This window comes from Kocuria sp. cx-455 (genome assembly GCF_057707085.1).
In genome coordinates this window covers 241531-264257 of record NZ_JBYIPM010000007.1, presented here as the reverse complement: position 1 = coordinate 264257, position 22727 = coordinate 241531, and the positions used below count along the sequence as shown (strand labels likewise).

The window sequence follows — 22727 nt, the reverse complement described above, 5'->3', positions numbered from 1 at the left end:
CCGCCGGAATCTGGCACAACTGGCTCATCGGCACACCAAACAAGCGTTCCCTCATCGCCTACGACCACTATGCCTAAACGGACTCGCTCGTCTAGGCGCCGTCGAATGCTTTTGGGAGGCAGCACGGGCCGCGAGCGCGAAGCTGTTGTTGTTGCTGTTGCTGTTGGCATTGAGGAGGTCCGCGAACTCATGGGCGTCCTGCGGGGGGGGGGGGGGGAGCAAGGTGCGAGAGGTTTGTTTGCCGGTGTCGGCCTCGCGCCAGAGCACGGCACGGCACAACACAGACGATCGTGCCGTCCTTGCGTGAACGCTCTCGGATGCTGGCCATGGCCTGAATCGTAGGGTGCACGTCAACTAAAATGCCGCCCCGGGGAACTGGGGCGGCATTTTGCCTAGTCAGGTGGGCGGAGACGGGGGTGTCTAGAGTCAGGACATCGTTGACAGTGTTGACGCTGGCAACCACCCCGTGATCGTTGACCGGTGAGTCGCGACATCGTGAACAGCCCCGGCCGGTGACGATGGTGGATGGGAAGCACAACACGTCATCTAGTCATCGTCCGATCCGTGCGCGATCAGCACCTCACCATCGCCCAGGCCGCCACCCGCTACGGGCTCTGCCGGCAATGGGTCTACACCCTGCTCACCCGCTACGACGTCCACGATCTGAACCGGCTGGCACGGTCCCTCCAGCAGTTGCAGCACCCACGCATGAATGCCCTGCACAGGAGACATCAGCTCAAATGACGGAACTTGAGAACGACTGTCTCAGCACCTCCACAACGCCGCTGCCAGTGAACCCCCGACCCCAGACACGACAAAAGGGCCCCGGAACCATAAAGTTCCAGAACCCTTCTGTCATCCATCTACCGACTCATCTGTCAACGATGACCCGACTCAGGACAAAGGGCGGAGACGGGGGGATTTGAACCCCCGGTCCGGTTTAATCCGGACCCTTCATTAGCAGTGAAGTCCATTCGGCCGCTCTGGCACGTCTCCACGTTGCGTTATCACCGGTGGGTACACCGGACATAAAAACAACGATGGTCAGCTTATCCGCCAGGCGGAGCCGGGGTCAAAACGCACGGGGTCAGGAACAATGGCTATGGTAATTTGAGGCCGGTTCTCGCAGGATCCGATCCATCCCGATCCCGGTTACCTCATTGATCAGTCACACCGCGGGTCCGACCATGCGTCGCTGACCCCGTGCCGCCGATACCGCTGGAAGGTGCCACCTCATGCGCTCACTTGTGGTCACTGCTTGGTTTCCGGATACGGACATTCCGAGCCGGACACCGTTTGTCCTGGAGCACTGCTGGGCGCTTCAGGAGGCTGGTCACCTCGTCTCCGTGGTGCACATCAACATCGGTCGAGAATCCCGCCCCTCCGTCCAAGAATTCTACGAGGGTGTCCCGGTCACTCGAGTGTGGCTGGATGTGACGAATCCGCTGAGTTTTGTCCGAGTAGCCCGCTTGATCTCACGCGGATTACAGGGTGCTGACGTACTCCACACCATGGCGTTTTCGGCGGCCCTCTTCGCGGCACCCGCGTGGTTATTCCGTAGGGTGCCCTGGGCCCACACCGAACACTGGAACGGCGTGGTCAATCCCGCGAGTGTGGGAACGCTGTGGCGGAGTGTGTCCTGGCTGCGCTATGTCTTGCGATTGCCCCACGCAGTCACCGGTGTGACAAGGGAACTCGCTGACGAGATGGCCAAGTTTTCGCGCCCGGGCGCCACGCACGTGGTTCCCTGCGTGGTGCAGAACCCGAACCCAATTCAACCGTTCCCGTCCGCGCCTCCCCTGCGGCTCGTGGGCGTGGGAGCCCTCGTTGACCGGAAACAGCCGTTGCTCGCGCTGGAAACCGTAGCCCGCCTGGTGCAGCGCGGAACGGATGTGCAATACACGCTCGTGGGTAAAGGCCCGCTGATGGCCGCCGCGCAGAAGTGCGCCGAAGAACTCGGTATTGGCGATCGTGTGGTCTTCACCGGCCCCATTGGCCCTTCGGAAGTGACAGAGCATCTGTCGCGGGCGCATGTGTTCTTCCTGCCCAGCAAGCAAGAGAACTTCTTCACGGCGGTGGCCGAGGCCCAGGCCGCTGGTCGTCCCGCCGCGGTGCCGCTCAGTGGCGGTTTCGACGACTACTGCACCGACCAGAACTCCGTACTGACAGACAGCTGGGAACCCGACGACCTGGCCGATGCCGTGCTCCTGGCCTGGGACCGATTCCACGCGGTTTCACCGGACCGCATCGCCGACACGGTCCGCGAGCGATTCTCCCGGCAGGCCGTGGGAGCGACGTTCGACACGATTTACCGTCTGATCACCGACCGCTCGACCCTTACATCCAAGATCTCTGGCTAGTATTCACCCAATGACCACTCCGGCTGCTACTCCGGGCGCTCCAGGGCGCTGGCGTGGAATTCTCTTCCCGCCCCCCAACCACGAGAACAAGGACAACCCCATCGGGTCCTCGTTCGCCCTGACCGTCATCGCCGTGTTCGTCCAGGGTTTGTCGCGTTTCGGCTACACCTTGCTGATCGGCAACCTCCTGGGCAACGAAATCCTGGGCCAGGTCAATACCGCTATTTCCCTGGCGCTGTTCCTGGTCCTGCTGTGGCCCCAGGCCTCGGGCAATGCGGCGTCCAAATTCATTGCCATGGCACGCGGCCGGGGAAACTCGGACGAACAATTATCCGTGAGCCTGTACGCCTCGCGGAGCGCAGCGATCGGCATGGCCGCGTTGTCCGCCACCGCGGTTGTGCTGTCTGTCTTCGCGCTGGGCCTCCCCCTGAGTTACGCGTTGTCCACGGGCCTGCTGGTCATCTCGTTGTCCGCCTACAACTTTGTGCGCGGTGTCAGAACCGGGAACAACCAGTTCGTCACGACCACGGCCTGGGACTGCATCAGTTCCTTCGCGACCCTCACGCTGTTGGTCATTGTTCTCCTGGGGGAACTCACACCGCTGTTGCTCCTTCCCTTGAGCGTCGGGTATTTGATGTACGCCATCCCGTCCTGGCCTCGCAAGGGCGGAAGCAAGCTGCCGTCGGCCCTCAAGAAAGAAATTCTGATGTTCACCCTCTGGGCGTCCATCAACATCATCACGGCCGCGGGGTTGCTGCAGTTGTCCTTGCTGCTCGGGCACCGCTTCGACACCCTGGCTGCCGTGGGTCAGTATTCCGCGGCCGTGGCCATTGCAACTCCCGCGAGCATGCTCTCCTCGTCCATGTTGGTCGCGCTCGCCCCCTCCGTGGCGCGCATGTTCACGGCGGGCGACCACGCGAACATGAAACGGCAGCTGGATTCCATCATGCGGGTGATGGTCCTGGTGTTCCTCCCCGTTTTCGGTGTGGGCATCATTTGGGCTGAGCCCCTCATTCACGTGTTGTACGGCGCTCGGATCGATGAATTCGCGGGATCGGTGCCGCTGCTGATCATCCTGTTCTTCGCCGTCTCGGCCACAAGTTTCAACGCCGCCAATTCCCGTCTCAACGGCGGCGAGTCGTGGGGTGTCAGGGTCCTTGCGTTGTGCAACGGGGTGGGCATGTTGCTCGGCGTGGGCACGATCCTGTGGCTGGGACCCACCATGGGAGTCATGGCGTCTGCCATTGGCTACACGGTGGCCTGTTTCATCAGCGCTCTGGCGCCCATGATCGTGGTCTGGGTTCATGACCGAATGCGCTGGGGCGGCCTACTCACCCGAATCGTGGCCGGGTACGCCCTGATTCTGGGCTGCCTGTTCTTCGGCCTGCGTCACTCTGAGTTGTGGGTGACCGGTGTTCTCACCTTGGCGTTCTGCGCCGCGTGGGCCTTGATTTCTTGGGGCGATCTGGCACCCCGCATCCGCATGGTTGCGGGACGCTTGCGCAAGAACTAGCGGCCCGACTGCCCGGGGGCGGACTTCAACCCGCCGCCGAACCGCGCCGCCGGCCCCACTTGTGACGCAGAATCTGAATTGCTCCCGCCGCGCTGATCCGCAGTGGGGCGTTCCTCGCGAGCAACCACGACAGTCGCGGGGTCGCCAATGCCGCAGGTGAGGCAAAACGACGTCGTGCGGCCAGGGCCTGCGCCAACCGCGCCGGTTCCGTCTCGGGATTGCTCAGCAGCTCGATCACGTGCGAGTCGGCCCGTGATAGCTGGTTTTTGCTCAGCGGAGCGGCACGCAGCAGGGACTGAATCGAGTCGTACGTCGATTGCGCCTGTGAGCGATCCCACGACCCATTTTTCACATGCAACTCGATGGAGGGAAAAATGTTGACCCGGATGAATTTCAGGTAGAACCCCGCTTGCAGGGCGGGCGGAGCCTGAGCGAACCACTGCGCTTCGCTGAGGCGGAGAGCGGGCCGGGCTTGGTCGAGCACGGGAATGGGAACCCGGGACACCCGATCCGTCGCGTCCGCGTGGACGAGCAGTCCGGGGATACCCCGGGCGTAATCAATGCGCCGGGCGTGCGTGTGGAGCCGAAGAATGAACGCTTGTTCCTCGGCCGTGATCACGCCGGTATCGAACCGGGCGCCCGCCGCTCTGGCCGTGGCCACACGGATGAGCCCAAAAGCTGAGCTTCGATAGAACAACCGGTCCGCCACCGCGGAGAGATTGGAGCTGCGCCACGGGCGGGTGATGGGAGTCATGTCCGCTCGCCCATCGGAGTGGTGCTGGAACGGCAGCACCCAGTCGCTGCCACGGGTCTGAGCAATCGACAACCACCGATCCACGGCCCCGGGGTCCAGGGTGTCGTCGCTGTCGAGGAAACTAATGAAGGCCGCGGTGGTCCGTTCCAGAGCGGTGTTGCGCGGACCTGCGGGTGTAGTTCCCGGGTCCGAGCACTCGATGATGGTCACTCGCGCCAGCTGCTCGTCCGAGAGCATGGACTCAACCTGCCGTGCGGATAGGTGATGCGCGACCACCAGGATCCCGCAGTCCGCGGGGCGCATTCCCCGCGTGGCGGCAATGGCCGAGTCCACGGCCCGTCCCAGCGGGCGGTCTGGGGAGTGAACGGGAATGACGACGTCGACCACGGGCGGGCCAGATGATTCGTGCATGTCACGAGACTAATGGAATCCTCTGAGACAGCGCTTGGTGGCTACCCCTCGGGTCACGTTGGTGCAGTCACGTTTCCGGTCAGCCCTGGGCTGCCAGAGCGAACGGCAGAACATTGGTGGCGCCCGCCAAGCGCAGCTCACGCGCGGCAACGGTAAGAGTCCAGCGGCTATCCACCAGGTCATCCACCAACAGGATCGATGGCTGCGGTTGTTCCCGCAGGGCCTGCGCGATCTCGGGTGGAACGGAGAGCCGGTCCCATACTTCCGCGAGTCGGTAGGCACTGTTTCCGCCGTGGCTTCCGCGCGGAACATCCTGGTTGAGCCGCAGGGTTCCGAGGAAGGGCAGGTGCCCCGCCGCGGCGAGCCCCTGCGCCAGGGAGGACACCAACTCGGGCCGAGACAATGACGGCATGGCCACCACGCCGGTGGGGCGAGTCGACCAGTCCCACTGGGCGAGAACACCGATACACGCACGCCCCAGGGAGGAGTCGACGGTGGTGTCCACGGGCTGACCGTTGTCATCGGTGCGGAAAATCTCCCGCAATCGTTGCCCCCATCCCAAGTCGGTGAGACGAGCCAGAGATCTACCCCGGTCCGCGCGTTCGTCCTCGGGGATCTTGCCCTTGACCTGGATGCCGAGCCGGTCCATGCCGGTGGGCCATTGGGCGCGGGGCTCCAGGGGCGCACCCGCTCGATGCAGGGCGCTGTCCGCAGCCGCGGAGGCCTCCTTGTGCACTGTGGTGGCGTACCACGCGCCGGCGCACACATCGCAGCGACCGCACGGTTGGGCCGTTCGGTCATCCAATTGCTCGGCCAGGAACTGCATGCGGCACTCAGTGGTGAACTGATAGTCCATCATGGCCTGCTGCTCGGCAATGCGAGCGCGGCGAACCCGGTCGTACCGAGGGGCGTCGTACTCCCACGGCTTGCCCGTGGACTGCCAACCACCCGAGACACGTTCCACGGCGCCATCCACTGCGAGCACCTTCAACAACAGCTCCAAGGGCGTGCGTTTGATGTTCACCCTGGTTTCCAGGGCCGCGACCGAGAGGGGCCCCCCGTGCTCGGCCAGCGCCGTCAGCACTGCCCCGGATTTCTCCTCCGTGGGCATGGACGCGGTGGCAAAATATTCCCAGATCTCGCGGTCCTCGGCACCGGGCAGTAGCAGGACATCGGCGCTGTCGGTCGCGCGGCCGGCACGGCCCACTTGCTGGTAGTAAGCCACCGGTGAGGACGGCGCACCGAGGTGGACCACGAACCCCAGGTCCGGTTTGTCGAACCCCATGCCCAACGCCGACGTGGCCACGAGCGCCTTCACGGTGTTGTCTTTCAGGGCGGCTTCGAGTTCTTCGCGCTCCGCCGCATCAGTTCGGCCCGTGTAGGCCACCGCCGCGTGTCCGGCTTCCGTGAGCGCTCGCGCGGTGTCTTCCGCGGCACTGATGGTCAGCGCATAAATGATGCCGCTCCCCGGCAGCTCGTCCAAGTGCTCGATCAGCCACGCCAACCTGGTGGCCGTGGAGGGCAGACGCAGGACACCCAACCGCAGCGACGCCCGCGACAGCGGCCCTCGGAGTGTGAACACTTCGCGGTGATCTCCAACTCCCACGCCCAGTTGTTCTCGGACATCCTCAATGACTCGCTCATTGGCCGTGGCTGTGGTGGCCAGGACGGCCACCGAATCGGGAAGGCGTCCCAGCAGGTCTTTGATCCGGCGATAATCCGGACGGAAATCATGTCCCCAGTCAGAAATGCAGTGGGCCTCGTCCACGACCAGAAGGCCGAGCCGGTCCACCAGCTGTGGGAGCTGCTCGTCCCGGAACCTAGGGTTGTTCAAGCGCTCGGGCGAGACCAGCAGGACATCGAGTTCCCCCCGTTCAAGTGCGGCGGTGACCTCCCCCCATTCCGTGGGGTTGGCCGAGGAAATGGCCGCCGCCCGGACTCCTGCTCGGGCCGCCGCCGCCACTTGGTCACGCATGAGGGCCAGCAGCGGGGAAATGATGAGTGTGGGCCCGTACCCCTGTGCTCGCAGTAACAGCGCGGAGATGAAGTAGACCGCGGACTTGCCCCAGCCGGTGCGCTGGACCACCAGGGCGCGACGGTGCTCCCGAACCAGTGCGGAAATGGCATCGAACTGCCCGGGGTGAAAGTCTGCTGCCGGGTTGTTGGTGAGCGCACGCAGGTAAGTCACGGCCTGCTCGTACAGCTGACGGTCGATTGTCTCCGATGCCTGGTTCATGCCGAAAGTGTCTCAGCGCAATCAGACACGCATAAGCAAGGGGGGCGTGAGTGGCTGGAGACCGCTGGAGGGAGGTCACGGACCGTTAAAGTGGAAGGCGCCCGCCGCGCTCATGTTTTTTCCCCCGAAGAAACACGAGCCCGGCGGACGCGTCCACCGGCAGAGCCGGTGCGGATCAATCCGCTGGTGAAGCCAAAGCCCCCGCAATGACTTCCGTTCATTACTTCACGGTGAGTAATTGCGCTTTCACGCCCCCCAGCGTTTCAACGCGTTCACCGTACCCGACAGGACAGGTTTTGGCCCCCCTGGCCAAAACATTGGTTGCTCCCCGGTACTTGAAGTAACAACAGTATGTAAGCATGAGTTCCGCTCCGTTGCCAGCACTATTCGAACCGCATCACACGGGCTGTCCTCAACCCTGGGGTTCACGTTTGCACTAGCCAAACGTGGTTTCAAGACCCATAGGGGACGTGTCACCTACTGGACCCGGGTGCGCCGTGGCGTAAAGAGGGGACACGTCAACTTGTGGCTCGTCCCCCAAGCTACCCACATGGAAGGTCACTTCTCCGATCCGTCCGGGGAATCCGACGCAGGGGTGAGCCTCCCGTGCAGAAGGGCCCGGGATGCGCGACTTGGACGCCTGCGTGTTTACCATGGTCTTCTGCCCTCAACATGTCGCGGAGATGAACATGAGCCGAACAGGTGCCCCTCGAAAGACAATGAGTTACTCCAAACTCGGAGCGCTGGCCCTGGCCGCCGGAATGGTACTGACCGGTTGCGGTTCCGACTACCCCTTGGGTGAGGAACAACGCAGGGCCGCCGAACAGGGCGACACCTCGCTGTCGGGCACCCTTACGGGTATCGGCTCATCGGCCCAGAACGCGGCCATGCAGACGTGGCGGACCGGATTCGAATCCACGTACCCCAACGCCAAGGTGCAATACTTGTCAGCCGGTTCAGGCGCGGGTCGCTCCGCACTCGTGGGCGGTGGCACGGACTTCGCGGGTTCGGACGCGTACTTGGACGAGGACGAGCAGACCGAAGTCACGGACACCTGCGGTCCGGGCGGGGCCATCAACATTCCCGTCTACATCTCCCCCATCAGCGTGGCCTTCAACCTGCCGGGCATCAAGGAATTGAACTTGGACGCGCCCACGATCGCCAAGATCTTCCGACACGACATCACACGGTGGAATGACCCTGCCATTGCAGACCAGAACCCGGATGTGAACCTGCCTGACGGCACGATCACCCCGGTCGCCCGCGCCGATGACTCCGGGACCACGGAGAATTTCACCGACTACCTTGAGGCCACCGCACCCGAGATATGGACCGACGAGCATGACGGTGGCTGGCCCAACGCCCTTCCCAGCGAGCGCGCCCAGGGCAACAACGGCGTGGTCACCGTGACGAACCAGACCGAGGGCGCCATCACGTACGCGGACGACTCCCTCGTGGGAGATTCCCTGGGCAAAGCCAGGGTGAAGGTGGGCAACGAGTACGTGCCCGTGACCGCCGAAACCGCGGCTGCGGCCGTGGGAGCTTCTTCTCGGGTGGAAGGAACCGGTGAACACGACATCGCACTGGACATCGACCGCACCCCTGACGTGCAAGGCGCCTACCCCGTGGTCCTGGCCTCGTACCATGTGTTCTGCACGAGCTACAGCGACCCCGAAACCTTGGAACTGGTCAAGACCTTCGGGCACTACGTGGTCAGCCCCGAGGGTCAACAGCTGGCGGGAGACTCGGTCAAGAGCGCGCCCCTTCCCGAGAACCTCACCAAGGAGGCTCAGGTGGCACTGGACTCCATTACGCTGCGGTCATGACCACCATGCAATGCCCCCCGGAATGAGTGACCGCGCGGCCGTGTTCTGTCAGTGATGGGTATTCCACTTTCGCTCCTCGACCGATCCCGCACCCGCCAGGGCCACACCGATTCCGCCGCTTTGCACCAAACGGTGGAACGCGCCCGACGCGCAGAGGAAGTCGGGTTTCACCGGTTCTGGGTGTCCGAACACCACGGGGTTCCCGGGGTGGCCTCGGGAACCCCGGCCTTGCTCGCCCAGGCGGTTGCCGCCGCCACCAACACGATTCGTGTGGGGTCCGGCGGAGTAATGTTGCCCAATCACCGCCCCATCGTGGTCGCCGAGGAATTCGCGGTGCTCACGGCCCTGCAGGCGAGCGTTTCGACCTGGGTCTGGGGCGCTCCCTGGGCTTCACCAAACCGGTGCGCGAAGCGCTCGGCGCGTTGCAGGCCCGGCCGCGAGAATTCGCGGCGGCCATCGATGACGTCCGCGAGTATCTGACAGGAGCGGGCAACGTCACGATCCGCCCGGCCGATACCGGCCGCATCCCGCTTTTCGTGCTGGGTACCGGTACCGGGCTGCAAATCGCAGCAGAGCTGGGCCTTCCGGCGGTGGTCGGTGGGCCGTTGCTCACGTCAAGCCCGGAGGCCTTCGACGCGTACCGCTCCGAGTTCCGCCCCAGCTCCCAGCAGGCCGAACCGTATCTGATCGTCTCCGCGGAACTCTTCGTGGCCGACTCCGCCTCGGAAGCTCGCGACCTCGCTGTGCCGGAGGCCTGGGCCATGGCTCAATCCCGCCTCACCGGGTCCTTCCCGCCGCTCCAGCCGACGACGTCGCTCCCCGCGCAGCGCACGGGGCGGCAAGATCGCTACGTCTCCCAGGCACTGGCAACCGTCATGGCGGGGACGGAGGACAAGGTTCTGAGCGAGGTCAGCGACCTGCTGGAGCGCACCGGGGCGGACGAGATCATGAGCACGGCGTCCACCTTTGACGTTGCGGCGCTGTACGACTCCGACGCCCGGTTGGCTCGCGCCGTCGCGACCCTATAGTCCGCGTCCCTCGCCCAGCTCGGGACGGATGCCATCTACCGGCCGGGCTCCCCCGCCTCGGCCGATACCGCATGAACGAGCTGCTCCATGGGGCCCTTCCCCCATATCAATGCCCAGGCCATACAGCCCGTCGTGACTCCCAGGGTGATCGGCCAGAACGGATCGAGCGCCAGAAATCCTTGCAACCGGTCGATGTCGGAGCCCACTCCCGGTGTGACCATGATCCAGATGCCCCACACGAGCAGGTGCGCCGTGTATGCCGTCAAAGGCATGGACCCGATTACCCGAACCGGCCACAGAAGCCAGCGCAGTGACGTCGTCGCCGCAAGAACGGACAAGGCGAGGATTGCGAGCGCGAATCCTCCCGAGCCGAACGCCTCCCCCACCCCGTTCGAGTGGGGGTCGTCGCGAAAGACCGACAGCGCCCAGAGAATCGATCCGGTCTGGAGATCCGACCCGTGACGAGCAATCACGTGATTACCCACAGGGCCGAACACCGCGTAACCGAGCACGGAGAGTGCCACCCCGGACACGAGCAGCAACACCGTGGGGCCGATTCCGCGCCGGATCAACCGCCCCGCAATGATCCCCGCGGCCACGAACGCCAGCCACAGCACAAAGGGGTAATTCCACCCGAGCACGTCGGAAACGAAGTCCGCGGCACTTCCTCGTTCGGGCGGGCCCCCGCTGTCGATCAGCGTGACCACGAAGGGCGCAACAGTGGCCGCGAGCGCCGCTGTGAGGACGAGCGCCCGCCCGGACCACGAGACCATGAACCCGCCGATCACCAAGAGGAGGCCGTAGGCCGGCAACACCACGAACACGGGCGCGTCAAGACTGAGCAGAAGTAGCCCGAGGGTCCAGATGAGTAGCGCGCGGATCGTGATGGCGCGGCGTGGGGCGCGTGCCGCGCTGTGTTCGCCGGCTCGCGCTCGAATCCCGGAGCCCATGAGACCCAAGGACACACCGGCGAGGGTTGCGAACAAAATGGCGGACCTGCCCTCGACCACCCCGAGCCAGGTCTCGGGTTGCGACCATTCCAGGGGCGTGACCACGGTCAGATGGGCCACGTACATACCCAGGATTGCCAAGCCCCGGGCCAGATCGATGCCGGGGATCCGGTCCGGCGATTCCAGCCGAGCCACGTTCCGCTCCACGCGCTGTGACATGTTGCGTGGTGGTGACGCTGCGGACGGTGGCATGTACCCATCATGGCGCACCGGGAGAATTAGGCGTTGCTGCGGGGGTAGCTGGGAAGTCATGATCTAGCGTGAGGAACATGTCTGCCTCCGATCGAGTGCCCACCGAGATCCTCGACCTCGCACGCTCGGCCCGGCGGGTGACGGTTTTGACCGGGGCGGGGATGTCCGCCGAATCCGGTGTCCCGACCTTTCGCGACGCCCAGACCGGACTGTGGGAGCGTTTTGACCCGGCGGAGCTCGCCACCCCGGAGGCCTGGGAGGACGACCCGGCCCAGTGTTGGGCCTGGTACGCGTGGCGCGCATCCCTCGTGCGCCGGGCCGACCCGCACCCCGGTCACGTGGCGCTTGCACAATGGCAGGCTCGCCCCGGAATCGATCTGTGGATCTCCACCCAGAATGTCGATGACCTGCACGAACGGGCGGGCGCTGGGGTTCTCGCCCACGTCCACGGCAACCTCTTCGCCCTGCACTGCGCGAGCTGCGGCGCGCCCGCCGACGTCGATTATCCGCCCATTACGGAGCCCGTGGCTCGGCTCGACCCGCCCGGATGCCATCAGTGTGGTGGGCCGGTCCGCCCCGGTGTCGTGTGGTTTGGCGAGACCCTGCCCGAGAGGGCGTTCCAGGACTCGGTCGAAGCCGTGCAAGAAGCGGACCTGGTGCTCGTCGTGGGAACCTCGGGCCTGGTGCACCCCGCCGCGAGCATCCCGGACTTCGCCGGTGCGCGCGGTGTGCCCGTGGTTGAAATCAATCCCCGGGTCTCGAAGGTGTCGGGCAGCGTCGATCACGTCTGGCGCGCCCCGGCCGGCCAGGCACTCCCCGCGCTGGTGAGTGCCCTGGACTGAGCGGCGCCGGGCATGAGAAAGGCCCGAACCTCAACCGATGAACACACCACGGTACAGGTTCGGGCCTTGCGCAGGAGGTGCGCCCTGTGGGGCTCGAACCCACGACCCATGGATTAAAAGTCCACTGCTCTACCAACTGAGCTAAAGGCGCGTGCCCCGCAACGGCGAACCGGGAACGGAGCACCGCTACTCTACCGCAGGCACAGCACTTTTCCACTTTCGGCGCCACCGCATTGCCCGCCGTCATGCGTGCCGGCCCACATCGACCAGACGCCGGCTACCGGTTCGCTCACGTTATCCGGCGCATGTATGGGAGCCTTGGTGGGGGCGCATCCCCGCTCAGGCGGCCATGCTGCAGCCGGCGGTGCTGGTGGGGATTTTGTCGACCCAATCCATTTGTTCGTCTGTGGTGCTCCGTGTGCTGTCCGGGTCACCCGTGGTCCCGCAAGAGGTACGCACTTCATGAGCACCGTCTCCAAGACCAAGTTGGGCCCTTCCGTCATCACCGAGTACCTGCAACGGGTGATGGAGGACCTGCGCGAGGTCCGTGGTGGCGCCATCAACGACTCGATTCCGGCTCTCGCCCATACCGATCCGGACCTTCTAGGCATTGCCGTGGCCACCGTGGACGGTGCCATCTATCAGGCCGGTGATTCCAAACAGGATTTCTGCATCCAGTCCATTTCCAAGGCATTCACCTACGCGCAAGCGCTGGTGGACCGGGGCATGGACGGCGTTTTCGAGAAGATCGACGTGGAGCCCAGCGGTGACGCGTTCAACGAGATCTCCCTGCAGCCCGCAACGGGCCGCCCCGCCAACCCCATGATCAACGCGGGTGCGATCGCGGCCACGTCACTGGTCAAGAACACCGCCCACGGCACGCGCCGGGATCGCATTCTGCGCCTGTATTCCCGTTTGGCCGGGCGGCAGCTGCGCTACAACAAGACCATTCAGGCTCAAGAACACCGCGCGGGTGATCGCAATCGCGCCCTCGGGTGGTTGTTGGCATCCCGCGGCATTATCGAAGGTGATCCCACGGACGCGCTCGAGGACTACTTCGCGCAGTGCTCGGTAATGCTCAATTGCGTGGATCTGGCACGCATGGGTGCCACGCTCGCCGCGGGGGGCAGCAATCCCCTGACCGGTGAACGTGTACTGGGCACCCGGGTGATCTCGGACGTCCTCTCCGTCATGAACACGTGCGGCATGTACGACGATGCCGGGCGCTGGGCCCTGCAGGTGGGGCTGCCGGCCAAATCCGGTGTGTCCGGCGGTATCCTCGCGGTCCTTCCCGGTCAGCTGGCCGTGGCGGTCTTCTCTCCTCCGCTGGATCAACACGGCAATTCGGTGCGTGGCGTGGCAGCATGCGAACGCCTGACCGAGGATCTGGACCTGCACTTCGCCCGAACGGAACGCAACGGCCACTCGACCGTGCGTTCCGAGTACTACCTGTCCGAGGCGCCGTCGTTGATGCGCCGCAACGAGGCCGCCGCCGAGGTGCTTGAGGAACACGGCGAAGATGTGCGGATCATCGAATTGCAGGGGGACCTACGTTTCGCCGGCGCGGAAACTGCGATCCGCACGATTCGTGAGGCCGCGCGTGAATGCGCCTACGTGCTGGTGGACATCAGGCCGGTGGACGATCTGGCCCGGTACGTGATGCCGCTGTTGGGCCGCACATCGGAACAGCTGGAACAGGTCGGGCGCCACCTGAGCATCATTGCTGAGAAGGGCTCAGAACATACGCAGGACTTGGAGCACCCCGTTACCGTGTTCCCCACGCGCGCCGAGGCCCTGACGTGGGCGGAGGATCAAATCCTGGACAAGTTCGGCGGCCCCGAATGCATGCCGGACAAGGTGCATTCGACCCGCTCGGACCTGCTCAGCTCGCTGTCCGAGGCGGACGTCGAAGAAATTCGTTCCAAGACCGTGCGCGTGGAGTGGCCCGCCCGAACCACGGTGCTGCGAGCCGGGCAACGGTTTGAGGGTGTGTACATGGTGATTTCGGGCAATGTGGAAATCACTCGCCGCTCCCCCACCGGGGAGCGCGTGGAATTGGAGGTCGTGGGCCCCGGCATGAGCTTTGGTGAGGTGGCCCTGGGAACGGACTCCCGGCACATGGTCAGTTTCACCACGCTCACGGACGTGACGGCCCGCCGGTTGCCACCGGAGGCCGTGGACGAGATCGAGAAATCCCACCCGGATCTGGCCCTGCGGTGGTGGCGTGCCGTCTCGGCGCACGCTATGCGCCGCATCGAGGAACGCTGGCGTCAGCAGGCCGGGGAAACCCACACCACGGACTGATCACGCGCGTAGGCTGGGCTCATGAACGAACCGCGCCAGCACCATTCGCCCGTGAAATTCTCACCGGAGCAGTTCGACGCCCACGAGGGCGGGATTGATCCCGCGCGCGTTTCCGAAGCAGCCCACTTGGCGGCCCACGCGCTCGTGTCCCGCGGCCGCGAGGCGGACGACCCCGAGGTGCACCAGAGGCTGGTCCAGCTCACGGACGAGCAAGGTCTGGAGGGCATAGCCGAGCTCTGGGCCCAAGCACCCGCCGTCTCGCTGCCCGGCGCCCTGTGGCGGTTGTACGCCCTGCGCGCGGCGGCCCGCACGGACCCCCATCGGATGGGCCGCTGGTTCGCGGCGGGCAAGGGCACGGCGCAGGTCTCCAACGTGGTCGCGGGTGTGGCCGATCCGCCCGGTGCCGAGGAGATCTGCCGGGTCGCGGACACCATCCTGTCGGGTGCGTTCAACGGCGAGTTCGACGTAGCCCTGGAACGTTTTGCGGCGTTCTGTCGCGTGATTGCACTGGGCCAGCAACGCACGCAGGACATCCCCAGCTTGACCGTGCGGCGCGCCGATCACCGCATCCCCAGACTCTCCCGAACCGCGAACGAGCTCGACGCCGCAGCCAAGGCCTGGCGCGCCGGGGTATTGGATTAGCCCCCCGCACAGGGTTTAGCATGGTGAACAGGTGTCGGGCCGTGGCAGCCCCGGGCTCCATCATTTAGCCGCTACGAGCGGCCTTCCGCCGAGAGGCGCTCCCGGTCCGGCACCCCTTTCAATCCCCCAATCCTTGTCATTCCCCCTGCTTGGGCGAGCAAGTCATCGTGCGGCCATTGCGTTTACCTGAGGCGGGTACAGTGAGGTCGAAATTTCACGCGGATTACATCTAAGGACGGGCGGGGTATGGCCTTTCGGATCTTCCCGGAGGACGAACAGGTAATTGAGCTCCTGGTTCACATGTCCCGGTGCGTCACCACCTCCGTGGACCTCTTGGCCGAACACCTCAGCGCCGCCCACGACCACACCGGTGAAACCCTGCAGGCCCTGCTGGACACCGAGGACGAGTGCAGCAACCTGTATTTCTCCCTGATGACTACCACGCGCTCTTCTTACGTGGTTCCCATCCCCCGCCAGGACCTGTACATCCTGGGCCAGTGGGTCCTGAAATCCGTGGAGGCCCTCGTCGCGTGTGCCGAAACCCAGCAGTTGTACCAGATCGACCGCCCCACGTCTCACGCCACCGAACAGTTGAACGTCATCCGGTTGATGTCCGAAATGACCACCAAGGCCATGGGCCGGTTGGCCACCCTGGACGAGTTGGACGACTACTGGTTCGAAATGATGCGGCTGTCCCGCCAGTCGGAGCGAACCCACCGAAACTATCGCGCGTCCCTGCTGGACAAACACAAGGCGCCCCACGCCATCCGTCGCATGGACGCCGCGGGCAGACTACTGGACGCTTCGCGTGCTCTGGGTCAAGTCTCCGCCGAGGTCGGCCGAGTGCTCGTCTCGGAATCCTGATATCCCATGGCTGAGCTCCTGCTGGCCATCGGGTTCATCCTGGCCATCGCCTTCACCGTGGTCAACGGGTTTCATGACGCCTCCAATGCCAACGCGCTACCCATCCGCTTCAATGCCCTCACCCCGCGCGTGGCCGTGGCAATGGGTGCCGTGTTCAACGTGCTCGGCGCCCTCACCGTGGGGCTCGTCCTCACGCAGCTCATCCCGTTCGACATCCCCGTTCCCATCAGCACCGTGGGAACCGTGGTCATCATCTGCACCCTGGTCACGGCCGTGGCGTGGAACCTTCTCACGTGGTGGTGGGCCATGCCCGCCTCGTCCACGGCGGCCATGAGCGGTGGCATCATCGGCTCGCTCGTGGGTGCCTACGCGGTGGGCCTGGCCCCCGATCTCGCCGTGCATGCCAGCACACTCTGGCAATTGGCGCTGCCCATCATCGTGGCCCCGGCCATCGCGTTCATCCTTGCGCAGGTACTGGTCTTCGTGGCCGTCTACCTCGCCCGACATGAAGCCCCGGGCGTCGTCAAACGCCGATCTGCCGTTGTTCAGGCCACCGGCGCGGCAGCCATCCACTTCGGCCATGGCATCCAACACGGCCGGCGTGCCATCTGGGTGTTCGTTGTCCTGCTCATGTGTTATGGGATGTTCATTCCCATTTCGCACATCCCGTGGTGGATTCCGGTGCTCGTGGGCCTGTGCCTGGGCGCGGGAACGCTGGGGGGTGGCTGGCGCATCGCCTACACCCTGTCCTCACGAGTGGTGAACCTGGATCCGTTGCGAGGCGCGGTGGCTCAGACGGTCGCCGGCTCCTTGTTGTTCATCGGCGGCTTCCTGACCCTGTTCCCCATGTCCACGTCCCAGACCAGCACCGCCGCCATTCTGGGGGCAGGGACGCTTCAACGGTTCCGAACCGTTTACCACCGCACCCTGGTTCAGGTTCTGGTCACGTGGGCGGTGACGATTCCCGTCTGCGCCGTGATCGCCGGTACCCTCTTCCTCGCCGCATCACCTCTGCTCCAGCTCGGGGCATGACAAGACGACGACGCCGCGCGCTCGGGTGCGCGCGACGTCGTCGTCTTGTGAGAAGCGTCAGGGACGCACCGGATCAGCCGAAACGGCCGGACACGTAATCCTCGGTGTCCTTCTTCTGCGGGTTGTTGAAGATCTCCGTGGTGGGCGCGTACTCAATGAGCTTGCCCGGCTTGCCGGTGCCCTCGATATTGAAGAACGCGGTGCGATCGGACACACGCGATGCCTGCTGCATGTTGTGGGTCACGATCACCACGGTGTAATCGGCCTTGAGCTCGTTGATGAGATCCTCGATGGCCAGGGTGGAAATCGGGTCCAGGGCGGAGCAGGGCTCATCCATGAGAATCACGTCCGGCTTCACGGCAATGGCGCGGGCAATGCACAAGCGCTGCTGCTGACCACCGGACAGCCCCGAACCGGGCTTGCCCAGACGATCCTTGACCTCGTTCCAGAGATTGGCGCCCCGCAGGGAGGACTCCACGAGCTCATCCGCCTCCGCGGACGAGATGCGCTTGTTGTTGAGTTTCACGCCGGCCAGCACGTTGTCACGGATGGACATGGTGGGGAACGGGTTGGGCCGCTGGAAGACCATACCGATCATGGAGCGCACCGTCACCGGGTCCACGCCCTTGCCGTACAGGTCGTCACCGTCCAGCAGCACCTTGCCCTTGGCGTACGCACCCGGGATCACCTCGTGCATGCGGTTGAGCGTGCGCAAGAACGTGGACTTACCGCACCCCGAGGGTCCGATGAAAGCGGTCACGGACCGGGCTTCAATGTTGATGTTGACGTCCTCGACGGCCAGGAAATCGCCGTAGTAAACGTTCAGGTCTTCAACGTCGATTCGTTTCGACATGGTGTGGATTCCTTAGAACTCGTGACTCGATAAGTGCTTAGCGGCCGGCCGTCTTGGGAGCGAAGGCCTTGGCGATCAGCCGCGCGAGGAGGTTGAGCAGCATCACGATCGCGATCAGGATCAGTGCCGCGGCCCAGGCCCGCTGCAGCGAGGGGTCGGGGTTGGTGGGCGAGGTCGGTGTCAAGATCTGGTAGTAGATGTAGGTGGGCAGCGTGGTCATCCAGCCTGAGAACGAGTTCCAGTTGATGGCCGTTGCGAAGCCCGCCGTGACCAGCAGCGGAGCGGTCTCACCGATCACGCGGGCAATAGCCAGCGTGACACCCGAAGCAATACCGGAGATCGCGGTGGGGATGACCACCTTCAAAATGGTGCGCCATTTGCGCACGCCCAGGGCGTAGGAGGCCTCACGCAACTCGTTGGGCACGATGCGCAGCATTTCCTCGGTGTTCTTCACGACCGTGGGGATCATGAGCACGGTCAGGGCGACGGCGGCCACAAAGCCGGTGCGGGTGGACGGTCCGAAAATCATGCCGAACAGTGCCGCCGCGAACAAACCGGCCACGATGGAGGGGATACCGGTCATCACGTCCACGAAGAACGTGATGGCCTTACCCAGCCAGCCATTGTTGGAGTACTCCACCAGGTAGATGGCGGTTAACAACCCGATCGGCACCGACAGCAACGTGGCCCAGAACGTAATGGAGATCGTGCCTACAATGGCGTGGTAGGCGCCGCCCACAACCTCCCCGGGGCCCTCGGCAAAGTTGTCCTGGGCGCCGGTCACACCGTTCATGGAGGTGAACAACAGGTTGGATGTCAGGCCGGGGATGCCGTTGGCCAGGACGGTCCAAATCACCGAGACAAGCGGGATCACGGCCAGGATGAACGCGGTGTAGACCAGGAAGGTCATGAGCGAGTCGGCTCCGGCGCGCGATCCCTCGATCGCACCTACCAGCAGCGGGCCCGCGATGAGGAACACGAGGGCGGCGAAAATGGCCCAGGTCGCAATGTTGAAGCCGATGAGCGCGGAAATTGCGGCGCCCACCACAATAGCCCCCGCACCGATGGCGGGGATGAGCCACTTGGGCCGCTGACCGCGAGTCAACTTGGACTCGCGCACGGGAGAGGCACCGGGCTTGGTCGTGGTCGTGGTCATCAGTTAGCTCCCGAGAATTCCTTGTAGCGGGCAATGATGGCGCGAGCGATCATGTTCACCACCAGGGTGATCAGGAACAGCACCAGACCGGCGGCAATCAGCTCGGACAACCGCAGACCGTAGGCCTCGGGGAAGTTCAAAGCGATTTCCGCCGCGATTGTCTGGTTACCGGACTTGATCAGCGACGAAATCATGGGTCCGGAGGAGAGCACCAAAGCCACGGCCATGGTTTCGCCCAGGGCACGACCAAGGGCCAACATCACGGACGAGATGATGCCGGGGCGGGCGAAGGGCAACACCGACATCCGGATCATTTCCCAGCGAGTCGCACCCAAAGCCAGGGCCGCTTCTTCGTGCAGCTTGGGCGTCTGGGTGAAGATCTCGCGAGACATCGCAGTGATGATGGGCAGGATCATGATGGCCAGCACAATGCCGGCGGTCAACATGGTCTTACCGGTCTGGGACGCGGGCCCTTCGAAGATCGGAATGAATCCCAGGTTGTTGGCCAGCCAGTTGTAGAACGGCACCAGGGCCGGGGCCAACGCCGTGGCGCCCCACGCACCGTAGATCACGGAAGGAATCGCGGCGAGCAGGTCGATCACGTAACCGACGGACTTGGAAATCCTGGCCGGGGCGTAGTGCGAGATGTACAGGGCCACCAGGATGCCAATGGGCGTGGCGATCAGCAGCGCAATGATCGCTGCGATCAGCGTGCCGAGCACCAGGGGCCAGATGTACGTGAAGAAACCTTCTCCGCCGGTGATCTCGTCCGCCGGGGCCGCGAACGTGGGCAGCGCCTGCATCAGCAGGAACAACGCCACGGCCGCGAGCACGGCAAAAATCAAGATGCCCGCTGCGAGACTCAACCCTGAGAAAATCGAGTCACCGGCACGACCGGCCGAGGAATTCATGGTTCCCGGCTTCTGTGCGCTCGCTGTGGTGGACATGTACAAAGTCCCTTCAAATCATGGTCATGTGTGGTGCCTGGGCAACCTACCATTGCTGCTCAGCAGGAGTGGCTCCCGGGCGATTCGCGCGCAGACGGCGTCGACGCGTTTTGCGCGCCGACGCCGCTCGTGCGCGTCACGTGGTCAGGTCAGCCCTGGACCGAGATGGAGTCGACTGCTGCGGTGGCCTGCTCGCGCAGGGTCTCCGACAACGGTGCAGAACCGGCGGAATCGGAGGCCGTCTTCTGACCGTCCTCCGAGATCACGTAGGACTCGAAGGCCTTCACCAAGTCGGCCGTCTCCTGAGAATCGTACTGGGAGCACACCACGTGGTAGGAAATCAGCACGAGCGGGTAGGCACCGGCTTCGGTGGTGTCACGGTCGAGCTCGATGGCCATGTCGTGCTCACCACGGCCCTCAACTTGTTGGGAGACCTCAACGGCCTTGGCCGCTGCTTCCGGGGAGTGGGGAACGTATTCCTCGCCCACCTTGATCTCCACGGTGCCCAGGTCACCCACGGCGGAGGCATCCGCGTAGGTGATGGTGCCCTCGGTGCCCTGGGTGGTGTTCACCACGCCGGAGGTGCCCTTGTCGTTCTCGGCGGCGTACTCGGAGGGCCACGCCTGGTTCGCCTCGTTGGTCCAGTCCTCGGGGGCGGCGGCGTGGAGATAGTCGGTGAAGTTCTCGGTGGTGCCCGAGTCGTCGTTGCGGTGCACCACGGTGATGCGAGTGTCGGGGAGGTCCGCATCCGGGTTCTGCTCAGCGATCGCGGGAGCGTTCCAGGTCTTGATCTCGCCCTTGAAGATCTTGGCGATGGTGGGGGCGTCCAGCTTCAAGCTGTCCACACCGGGCAGGTTGAAGGCCACAGCGATCGGGGAGATGTACACGGGCAGGTTCAGCGCACCGTCGGGTCCGCACTGCTCCTTGGATTCCTCGTTCTCCTCGTCGCTCATGTACGCGTCGGAGCCGGCGAACTGGGCCCCACCCGCCAGGAAGGCGGTGCGGCCTGCGCCGGAGCCGTCCGGGGAGTACTGGACGGTGGCGCCGCTGTTGGCGGACTGGAAACCGTTCTGCCACGCCGTCATGGCGGCCTGCTGCGACGATGCGCCAATGCCGGTCAGGGTGCCGGAGACGCTGGACTCCCCGCCGCCGCTGGAGTCTCCGCCTCCGGTGCCGGTCGGGTTGTCCGAGCCGCAAGCGGTCAGGGCGAGGGCGCCAATGGCGAGAACGGCGGCTGAACGGCCGAAGTAGGAAGCCTTCACAGTGTTACCCCTTCATGGAATGTCCCGGCGGTGCCGGTGGATCGCAATGCGACCGGACCCCGGCCGCAACTTCCCCTACGGAACCCAAGATCCGTAGCGGTACACCCGTGACGGTAGGCAGTGGATATGGACAGCGATCTCCACGAAGGTGAACGCGGGGTTAACAGATGACATGTCAGTGCCATGATTGCGCGCGCCACCTGCGGCTTCACCGGTCAGTGTGAGTTATTGCACAGGATGGGTGCGCAAAATCCCACGGTCCCTGACCGCCGTCGGAATCCTGCGGCCGCTGCCTAAGATGGTGCTATGGCATCGAGCGAGGCGAAACACCCCAGATCCCGGCTTGCTCATGTTCCCTCGGTGGTGAGTCGACGTTCCAAGGTCGGCTGGAACCGCATGCTCAGGGGGCTGTTTCAAGCCGTTCAGATGACCGTGGCCGCCGTGGGTGCCTACATGATCGCGGAACGGCTCCTCGGCCACCACGGTCCCATCTTCGCGGCCACTGCCGCTTTGGTCTCGCTGGGGTACGCAAAGGGCGGTCTACGCTACCGACGGGTCCTCGAGGTGTCCATCGGATGCACCCTGGGCATCGTGGTGGGGGACTTCTTGATCCACGTGCTGGGCCACGGGGAATGGCAGGCGGCCGTGGTGCTGTTGATCTCACTCATGCTGGCCCGTTTCTTGGACAACGGCGCCATTTTCACCACGCAGATGGGCCTCCAATCCGTGCTGGTGGTGTTGCTCCCGCCATCGCAGGACGGTGTCTTCGCCCGCTCCCTGGACGCCGTCGTGGGTTGCGCCTGCGCACTGCTCCTGGCCTACTTCATCCCGGAGGATCCCCGCCGAGAGCCTCGGGAGGACGTCCGCAAACTCATCACCGAGTATTCCGAGTTACTGAGCGAGTGCTCCCGGGCCGTGTCCGATTACGATTCCCGGTTGGCCTGGCACGCCCTGGTCAGGGGGCGGCAAACTCAGCCGCTCGTGGATTCCGTGCGAACGGGGTTGAAAGCCTCCAAGGAAATTTCACACGCCTCACCTCTGCACCGGCGACATCGCCAAGAAATCGAAGAGCTGGACCATTGCATCCACTATCTCGACCTGGCCGTGCGAAATTCCCGGGTCCTGGCACGCAGATTGGCCTCCGTGCTGAATCGGGTCACTCTGGCCGATGAGGCGGTGTCGTCACTGTCCGAGGTGCTCGCGGATCTCTCCGACGCCGTGGTGAGCCTCGGTAATGCCCTGGCGGTGAGCCACCCGCAATCGCGTGAGAGCTATTTGCGGCAGGCGCGTAACGAACTGTTCTCCGTGGCGGCTCGCCTGGAACCCCGGGAGATGGGGGTGCACACCATGGAGGGCGAAGCCCTGGTACTGATGATCCGCCCCATGGTGGTCGACCTGATCGAAGCCACCGGCATCAGCCACCAGGTGGCGATCAATCATCTGCCGGCGCTCCAATCGGATTGAGATCACCGCTGCTATGCGTGTCTGACGGGAA

At 64.4% G+C, this 22727-nt stretch carries 19 protein-coding genes and 2 tRNA genes; 12 read left to right on the top strand and 9 right to left on the bottom strand.

The features are described from left to right. Nucleotides 1-564: 564 nt before the first annotated feature. Nucleotides 565-744 (top strand): hypothetical protein, encoded by a 180-nt coding sequence (locus tag AC3ENJ_RS12125; protein ID WP_190781884.1) that lies wholly within the window; start codon nt 565-567, stop codon nt 742-744. Nucleotides 745-907: 163 nt separating this feature from the next. Here AC3ENJ_RS12125 and AC3ENJ_RS12120 read toward each other — a convergent pair. Beyond that, a tRNA-Ser gene (locus AC3ENJ_RS12120) sits at nt 908-996 on the bottom strand. Nucleotides 997-1235: 239 nt separating this feature from the next. On the opposite strand from AC3ENJ_RS12120, the gene AC3ENJ_RS12115 reads away from it, so the two are divergent. Beyond that, entirely contained in the window at nt 1236-2360 is a 1125-nt protein-coding gene (locus AC3ENJ_RS12115; RefSeq protein WP_190781885.1) for a glycosyltransferase, read from the top strand. Between the two features lie 10 nt (nt 2361-2370). Beyond that, nucleotides 2371-3873, top strand: a complete 1503-nt coding sequence (locus AC3ENJ_RS12110) for a lipopolysaccharide biosynthesis protein (protein ID WP_190781886.1) — start codon at nt 2371-2373, stop codon at nt 3871-3873. 25 nt (nt 3874-3898) lie between these two features. Here AC3ENJ_RS12110 and AC3ENJ_RS12105 read toward each other — a convergent pair whose 3' ends face one another. Further along, nucleotides 3899-5038 carry a glycosyltransferase gene (locus tag AC3ENJ_RS12105; protein WP_431814230.1) on the bottom strand — a complete coding sequence of 380 codons (1140 nt, stop codon included), beginning with the start codon at nt 5036-5038 and terminating at the stop codon, nt 3899-3901. 79 nt (nt 5039-5117) lie between these two features. Then, complete coding sequence (locus AC3ENJ_RS12100) at nt 5118-7274, bottom strand: RecQ family ATP-dependent DNA helicase (RefSeq protein WP_190781888.1); 2157 nt, start codon at nt 7272-7274, stop codon at nt 5118-5120. A 719-nt stretch (nt 7275-7993) separates the two neighbouring features. On the opposite strand from AC3ENJ_RS12100, the gene pstS (AC3ENJ_RS12095) reads away from it, so the two are divergent. The 3 genes from pstS (AC3ENJ_RS12095) to AC3ENJ_RS12085 are packed head-to-tail and all read left to right on the top strand — an operon-like array spanning nt 7994 to nt 10128. Beyond that, entirely contained in the window at nt 7994-9100 is a 1107-nt protein-coding gene (gene pstS, locus AC3ENJ_RS12095) for a phosphate ABC transporter substrate-binding protein PstS (protein ID WP_431814229.1), read from the top strand. 54 nt (nt 9101-9154) lie between these two features. Next, complete coding sequence (locus tag AC3ENJ_RS12090) at nt 9155-9580, top strand: LLM class flavin-dependent oxidoreductase (RefSeq protein WP_431814228.1); 426 nt, start codon at nt 9155-9157, stop codon at nt 9578-9580. After that, a complete protein-coding gene (locus AC3ENJ_RS12085; RefSeq protein WP_431814227.1) occupies nt 9502-10128 on the top strand; it encodes an LLM class flavin-dependent oxidoreductase in 627 nt (208 codons plus the stop codon). Before AC3ENJ_RS12090 ends, AC3ENJ_RS12085 begins: the two co-directional genes overlap by 79 nt. Nucleotides 10129-10163: 35 nt before the next feature. Here the strand turns inward: AC3ENJ_RS12085 and AC3ENJ_RS12080 are convergent, their stop codons facing one another. Next, nucleotides 10164-11273, bottom strand: a complete 1110-nt coding sequence (locus tag AC3ENJ_RS12080; RefSeq protein ID WP_431814226.1) for a heparan-alpha-glucosaminide N-acetyltransferase domain-containing protein — start codon at nt 11271-11273, stop codon at nt 10164-10166. A gap of 134 nt (nt 11274-11407) precedes the next feature. Between AC3ENJ_RS12080 and AC3ENJ_RS12075 the strand changes: the two genes are divergently transcribed. After that, complete coding sequence (locus tag AC3ENJ_RS12075; RefSeq protein ID WP_431814225.1) at nt 11408-12172, top strand: SIR2 family NAD-dependent protein deacylase; 765 nt, start codon at nt 11408-11410, stop codon at nt 12170-12172. Nucleotides 12173-12250: 78 nt separating this feature from the next. On the opposite strand, the gene AC3ENJ_RS12070 is transcribed toward AC3ENJ_RS12075, so the two are convergent. Continuing rightward, nucleotides 12251-12323, bottom strand: a tRNA-Lys gene (locus AC3ENJ_RS12070). Between the two features lie 311 nt (nt 12324-12634). On the opposite strand from AC3ENJ_RS12070, the gene glsA reads away from it, so the two are divergent. From glsA to AC3ENJ_RS12050, 4 genes are all read left to right on the top strand, one after another. Beyond that, nucleotides 12635-14476, top strand: a complete 1842-nt coding sequence (gene glsA, locus AC3ENJ_RS12065; protein WP_190781891.1) for a glutaminase A — start codon at nt 12635-12637, stop codon at nt 14474-14476. Nucleotides 14477-14497: 21 nt separating this feature from the next. After that, nucleotides 14498-15118 (top strand): hypothetical protein, encoded by a 621-nt coding sequence (locus AC3ENJ_RS12060; RefSeq protein ID WP_190781892.1) that lies wholly within the window; start codon nt 14498-14500, stop codon nt 15116-15118. Between the two features lie 246 nt (nt 15119-15364). After that, entirely contained in the window at nt 15365-15982 is a 618-nt protein-coding gene (locus AC3ENJ_RS12055; RefSeq protein ID WP_190781893.1) for a hypothetical protein, read from the top strand. 6 nt (nt 15983-15988) lie between these two features. Beyond that, on the top strand, nt 15989-17014 hold the full coding sequence (locus AC3ENJ_RS12050; RefSeq protein ID WP_190781894.1) for an inorganic phosphate transporter: 1026 nt from the start codon (nt 15989-15991) through the stop codon (nt 17012-17014). Nucleotides 17015-17087: 73 nt separating this feature from the next. Here AC3ENJ_RS12050 and pstB read toward each other — a convergent pair whose 3' ends face one another. The 4 genes from pstB to pstS (AC3ENJ_RS12030) form a co-directional block, all read right to left on the bottom strand. After that, entirely contained in the window at nt 17088-17867 is a 780-nt protein-coding gene (pstB, locus tag AC3ENJ_RS12045) for a phosphate ABC transporter ATP-binding protein PstB (protein ID WP_190781895.1), read from the bottom strand. A gap of 37 nt (nt 17868-17904) precedes the next feature. Continuing rightward, nucleotides 17905-19023 (bottom strand): phosphate ABC transporter permease PstA, encoded by a 1119-nt coding sequence (gene pstA, locus AC3ENJ_RS12040; protein ID WP_190781896.1) that lies wholly within the window; start codon nt 19021-19023, stop codon nt 17905-17907. Further along, entirely contained in the window at nt 19023-19970 is a 948-nt protein-coding gene (gene pstC / locus AC3ENJ_RS12035; protein ID WP_190781897.1) for a phosphate ABC transporter permease subunit PstC, read from the bottom strand. Before pstC ends, pstA begins: the two co-directional genes overlap by 1 nt. A 149-nt stretch (nt 19971-20119) precedes the next feature. Then, nucleotides 20120-21232 carry a phosphate ABC transporter substrate-binding protein PstS gene (pstS, locus tag AC3ENJ_RS12030; protein ID WP_431814224.1) on the bottom strand — a complete coding sequence of 371 codons (1113 nt, stop codon included), beginning with the start codon at nt 21230-21232 and terminating at the stop codon, nt 20120-20122. Between the two features lie 306 nt (nt 21233-21538). Here pstS (AC3ENJ_RS12030) and AC3ENJ_RS12025 point away from each other — a divergent pair, with 306 nt between their 5' ends. Next, nucleotides 21539-22696, top strand: a complete 1158-nt coding sequence (locus AC3ENJ_RS12025; protein WP_190781899.1) for an FUSC family protein — start codon at nt 21539-21541, stop codon at nt 22694-22696. Nucleotides 22697-22727: the final 31 nt, after the last annotated feature.

Excerpts from the sequence above, each read along its gene's own strand:
- AC3ENJ_RS12105 (WP_431814230.1), bottom strand. The coding sequence starts at position 5,038 with ATGCACGAATCATCTGGCCCGCCCGTGGTCGACGTCGTCATTCCCGTT.
- AC3ENJ_RS12100 (WP_190781888.1), bottom strand. The coding sequence starts at position 7,274 with ATGAACCAGGCATCGGAGACAATCGACCGTCAGCTGTACGAGCAGGCC.
- AC3ENJ_RS12025 (WP_190781899.1), top strand. The coding sequence starts at position 21,539 with ATGGCATCGAGCGAGGCGAAACACCCCAGATCCCGGCTTGCTCATGTT.
- AC3ENJ_RS12090 (WP_431814228.1), top strand. The coding sequence starts at position 9,155 with ATGGGTATTCCACTTTCGCTCCTCGACCGATCCCGCACCCGCCAGGGC.
- AC3ENJ_RS12115 (WP_190781885.1), top strand. The coding sequence starts at position 1,236 with ATGCGCTCACTTGTGGTCACTGCTTGGTTTCCGGATACGGACATTCCG.
- AC3ENJ_RS12110 (WP_190781886.1), top strand. The coding sequence starts at position 2,371 with ATGACCACTCCGGCTGCTACTCCGGGCGCTCCAGGGCGCTGGCGTGGA.
- pstB (WP_190781895.1), bottom strand. The coding sequence starts at position 17,867 with ATGTCGAAACGAATCGACGTTGAAGACCTGAACGTTTACTACGGCGAT.
- AC3ENJ_RS12060 (WP_190781892.1), top strand. The coding sequence starts at position 14,498 with ATGAACGAACCGCGCCAGCACCATTCGCCCGTGAAATTCTCACCGGAG.
- pstC (WP_190781897.1), bottom strand. The coding sequence starts at position 19,970 with ATGTCCACCACAGCGAGCGCACAGAAGCCGGGAACCATGAATTCCTCG.
- AC3ENJ_RS12050 (WP_190781894.1), top strand. The coding sequence starts at position 15,989 with ATGGCTGAGCTCCTGCTGGCCATCGGGTTCATCCTGGCCATCGCCTTC.
- glsA (WP_190781891.1), top strand. The coding sequence starts at position 12,635 with ATGAGCACCGTCTCCAAGACCAAGTTGGGCCCTTCCGTCATCACCGAG.
- AC3ENJ_RS12055 (WP_190781893.1), top strand. The coding sequence starts at position 15,365 with ATGGCCTTTCGGATCTTCCCGGAGGACGAACAGGTAATTGAGCTCCTG.
- pstA (WP_190781896.1), bottom strand. The coding sequence starts at position 19,023 with ATGACCACGACCACGACCAAGCCCGGTGCCTCTCCCGTGCGCGAGTCC.
- AC3ENJ_RS12075 (WP_431814225.1), top strand. The coding sequence starts at position 11,408 with ATGTCTGCCTCCGATCGAGTGCCCACCGAGATCCTCGACCTCGCACGC.
- pstS (WP_431814229.1), top strand. The coding sequence starts at position 7,994 with ATGAGTTACTCCAAACTCGGAGCGCTGGCCCTGGCCGCCGGAATGGTA.